General features: G+C 71.3%; 3 protein-coding genes. 1 reads left to right on the top strand and 2 read right to left on the bottom strand.

The annotated features are described in order from the left end of the window. Window positions 1-21 precede the first annotated feature (21 nt). Window positions 22-1,476 (top strand): amino acid permease, encoded by a 1,455-nt coding sequence (locus AOK23_RS41345; RefSeq protein ID WP_055717547.1) that lies wholly within the window; start codon window positions 22-24, stop codon window positions 1,474-1,476. A gap of 85 nt (window positions 1,477-1,561) precedes the next feature. On the opposite strand, the gene AOK23_RS41340 is transcribed toward AOK23_RS41345, so the two are convergent. Together AOK23_RS41340 and AOK23_RS41335 are read right to left on the bottom strand one after the other, a co-directional pair. Continuing rightward, on the bottom strand, window positions 1,562-2,116 hold the full coding sequence (locus AOK23_RS41340; protein WP_055717546.1) for a GNAT family N-acetyltransferase: 555 nt from the start codon (window positions 2,114-2,116) through the stop codon (window positions 1,562-1,564). 23 nt (window positions 2,117-2,139) lie between these two features. Continuing rightward, window positions 2,140-4,254 carry an autotransporter-associated beta strand repeat-containing protein gene (locus tag AOK23_RS41335; RefSeq protein WP_055717545.1) on the bottom strand — a complete coding sequence of 705 codons (2,115 nt, stop codon included), beginning with the start codon at window positions 4,252-4,254 and terminating at the stop codon, window positions 2,140-2,142. Window positions 4,255-4,494 lie beyond the last annotated feature (240 nt).

Here is a 4,494-nt window from a genome sequence, read left to right as displayed (position 1 = left end):
CCCCATCCCCAGGGAACCGCTATGAGCACCACGAGCACCCCCGAGGCCGCAGAGCCCGAACCGTCCCCGGCCGCCGGGCCCGAAGCGGCCGACTCCGCCGCCGCCCGGGGCGCCGACCCCGGTGCCGCCCCGGCCGCCGCCCTGGCACCCGCCGGCCGCAAGTTCGGTCTCGCCGCGGCCACCGCCCTCGTCATGGGAAACATCATCGGCGGCGGCATCTTCACGCTCCCCGCCGCCGTCGCCCCGTACGGCACGGTGAGCCTGGTCGCGTTCGTCGTCCTCTCCGTGGCCGCCGTCCTGCTGGCCCTGCTGTTCGGGAAGCTGGCCAGGCGCAGCCCGGTCACCGGCGGTCTCTACGTCTACCCGCGCGACGCCTTCGGCCCCTTCGCGGGCTTCCTGTCGGCGTGGTCCTACTGGACGATGTGCTGGGTCAGCATCGCGGCCCTCGCCGTCGGTGTCGTCGGCTACGTCGACGTGCTGATACCCCTGGGCGACGGCAAGGTCGTCCTCGCGGTGGTGGCCCTGGCCGCGCTGTGGCTGCCGGCCGCCGCGAACTTCGCGGGCACCCGCTACGTCGGCGCGGTGCAGGTCGTCTCGACCGTCCTGAAGTTCGTGCCGCTGCTGCTGGTCGCCACGATCGGTCTGTTCTTCATCGACACCGACAACTACGGCCCGTTCAACGCCTCCGGGGAGAGCGTCCCGGGCGCGATCGCCGCCTCCGCCGCCCTGCTCCTGTACAGCTTCCTCGGTGTCGAGTCGGCCGCCGTGAGCGCCGGCGAGGTCCGCGACCCCGAGCGCACCGTGGGACGCGCCAGCGTCCTCGGCACCGTCGCCTCCGCCGTGGTCTACATCCTCGGTACGGTCGCCGTCTTCGGTCTCGTCCCGCACAAGGAACTCGTCGAGTCGGGCGCCCCGTTCGCGGACGCCGTGAACTCGATCGCGGGCGGCAGCTGGGGCGGCACCGTGATCGCGCTGGTCGCCGTCGCCTCGATCGTCGGCTGCCTCAACGGCTGGATCCTGCTGAGCGCGCAGATGCCGTACGCCGCCGCCCGCGACGGTCTCTTCCCGAAGCCGTTCGCCCGGCTCGGCAAGGGCGGGGTGCCCGGCTTCGGCGTCCTCGCCACCGCGGTGCTCGGCACGATCCTCATCGTCGTCAACTACGCGGACGACCCGGACACCGCGTTCCGTGTGCTCGTCCTCATCACCACGTTCACCGGCTGCGTCCCGTACCTGCTCTCGGCCGCCGCCCAGCTGTACTGGCTGGCCCGCGGCACCCGCGAGCGCGTGCGCCCCGCCGGCCTGGTCCGCGACCTGATCGTCGCCGGCCTCTCCTTCGCCTTCTCCTTCTGGCTGATCGCCGGCGCCGGCTACGCGGCCGTCTACCAGGGCGCCCTGTTCCTCTTCGCGGGCATCCCGGTCTACGTGTGGCTGCGGGGACGGCAGGAGACGCCCGAGGAATCGGACACCGTCGCCTAGGCACGGACAGTGGCCCGGACGGGGGTGGGGCGTGTGCGGCGCCCTCCCTCCGGGCCCCCGTGCGATGAAGGTCAGCGGAGAGGCGTCACTCCGCGTTCTCTCCGTTCTCTGGGTTCTCCGCGCTCCATTCCTCCTCCAGCACGCTGAACATGAGGGAGTCCCGCCAACCGTCCCGGATCCACGCGGTGTGGCGCAGGTGGCCCTCGTAGGTCATGCCGAGCTTGTTCAGCACGCGGGACGAGCCGGTGTTCCGTGGATCGCAGGTGGCGTGGATCCGGTGCAGGCCCAACTCGGCGAAGCCGTACGCGAGAAGGTGGCGGCCGATCTCCGTGCCGATGCCCTTGCCCCACACCCGCGGATGCACGACGTAGGAGATCTCGCCCTGGCCGTGCCTGCGGCTGCGGACATGCAACTCGCCCATCCCCACGACGTCGTCACCCAGGCGCGCCACATGGGCGAACCTGAGCCGGGGCGTGCTCGACCAGGCCTCGGACGCCGCCGTCACGAAGGCCCGTGTCTCTTCCTCCGTGTTGGGACCCCAGGGCTGGAAACGGCAGGCCTCCGGGAGGCGGGCCCATGTGTGAACGGCCTGCCAGTCCTCGGGCACGATCCTGGTCAGGGTCACCGGGTGCTGGTTCATGGGCCGATCCTGCCCACTGTGGCTCACCCCGTCGCCGCGTGGCGGCCGCCTCCCCGTCGGCGGTTCCTGCCGCGGCGCCTGCTCATCGGTACGGCGAGGCCGCAGAGCAGACCGACGGCCAGGGCGTACGGCCACCAGCCGAAGCCGCTGTCGGCCGAGGCGCCCGTGTTCAGGGTGTCGGGGCCCCGTGGGTCCGTCCCGGCGTCCGCCGCGGCCCTGGTCTTCGGCGACGCAGCCGCCTTCGCCGCCGTCAGCACGACGTCGTTGCCGTCGCCGCCGCGGTAGCTGATCCGGTAGGTGTTGTCGGCCAGCTTCACCTTCGCGCCCTCGCGCAGACCCTTGAACGTACCCGTGACGCCGCCCTTGCCGGTGTGGTCGATCACGGTGACCTTCTCGCCCGGACCGCCGACGGCGCCGAGGGCCGCGAAGTCCAGCTCGCCCGCCAGCCGTACCGCACCGGACACCTTCAACGGCCGCTCGCGCAGCACCAGTCGGCCCCGCCCGGTCTGGGTGTACCCGCCGGTCACCCGCAGGCCCGCCACGACCGCACCCGCGTTGGTCACGGAGCCCCGCACCGTGCCCTTGCCGGAGAGGGAGCGGTTCACCGTCAGCCCGGCCGTGCCCACGTCGAGCCTCGCGCCCGCCGTGGTGAGCCGGATCCCCTTGCTGCGCGCCAGGGTCGCCCCCGAGCGGAGCGCGAGCGTGCCCTTGGTGACGGTCGTCAGCCCGGTGTACGTCACCCCGCTGCCCGTCAGCGTCGTCGTCGCGGCACCGGACTGGGTGAACGAGCCGCTGCCGTCGATCCTGGACAGCGACACCGGCTTGGTGACGTTGCGGACGACCAGCCTGCCGTCGTTGACGACCTTGTACAGGTCGCCCTTGGTGAACAGCCCGCCGTCGCCGCCCCGCTTTCCGCTGCCCAGCCGCAGCACCGCGTTCTTCTGGATCGTCGTCGAGCCGTTGTAGTACTGGACGGCGGCGAAGGTGACGTCGTTGCCCTTCGTGCCCCTGATGACGATGTCCCCGGCGCCGGGCGCGGACAGGGTGTCGTGGAACCTGCCGCCGCCGATGGGGGCGCCCAGGGTGACCGGGCCGTTGTAGTCGAAGGTCAGCAGCGAACGGGAGCGGGCGGCGAGGAGGTTGATGTAGACCGTCTCGGCGGTGCCCGGCATGAAGATCTTGTTCGTGGTGCCGTCGCCCCACTGGACGTTCGCGCCCTTGATGTTGGTGCCGCGCTTGTTGACGTTCTTCCGCGCGGGCGTCCAGTTCAGGGCGGGGTCGCTGAGCGAGGGGTCGGTGTCCCCGCCCCGGTCCGACCAGCTGTACTGGCCCGTGAGGATCACCTTGCTGCCGGGCCGGGACTGGACGTTGATGTCGCTGCCGTACTCGCGCTGGTAGAAGTCCATGCCCTGGGTGACGGTCTGCCCCAGGGGTGTGTCCACGGTCCAGGTGCCCTGGTTGAGGATCTTGCGTACGCCGGGTAGCGAGGTCGCGTACTCCGGCGCGCCCGCGTTGAGCTGCGTCCCGTTGTCGATGACACCGGTGAACGGGTGGGTGCCCGACAGGTCCCAGGTGGCCCAGAGGAACCTCGGCTGGCTGATCAGCCCCGAGCCGCTGATGGTGCCCAGGTTGTACTGGACGTCCTTCAGCGCCAGCCGCAGGGTGCCGTCGACCCTGATGTTGTCCTGGTTGAGCCGGAACGCCGGGGTGTTGTACGGGAAGTGCCCGATCAGCCCGGTCCGGCCGCCGTTCCCGTACTGGAGGGTCGCGCCCCTCGCGACGGTCACGGCCGGCGGGTCCGGGTTCGTCACGGTGACGTACGGGTGGTTGCCGCCGAGTGTCTTCACGACCTGCCGCTGCCGTGACTTGGGCAGGGTGAACTCGCTGTCCCTGGTGAGGATCAGGGTCCCGGTGCCCCGCACGGTGAGCGTCCCGGTCCCGCCGAACGTGCCGTTGTAGGTCGTCTTCCCCGGCGGCACGGTCACGACCGTGTCGCCGTCGAGCCGGACGTCCCGGCCCGCCAGCACGTCGGCGGTCGCGTCACGGGGGGCTGCGGTCGCGGTCGGGGCACCGAGCATCAGGGCGGTGACGGCCAGGGCTCCGGCGGCCGCCGCTGTCTTGTGGATATGGCTACGCACACCCTCGGAGACGGCCGGGACGCCAGCCGATAACAGAAATCCGCGCCCGCCCCGCGGACAGAGCGTCAGCGAACGATGGAAATCGCTTTCCCTCATCGCGTCGGACCCGTTGACCTCCCGAGGGTGCGCCCTTACCTTTTCGCCGTTCGGAGTGACTGATCTTGTGCGATATGCCGAACGATTCTGTTCCTTTCTGTGACGCCTCGCACGCTCCGACGTCCCCCACGCCCCCTCACGCCC

Source organism: Streptomyces torulosus (assembly GCF_001419765.1).
Taxonomy (GTDB): domain Bacteria; phylum Actinomycetota; class Actinomycetes; order Streptomycetales; family Streptomycetaceae; genus Streptomyces; species Streptomyces torulosus.
This window is presented reverse-complemented; position numbering and strand designations above follow the sequence as displayed.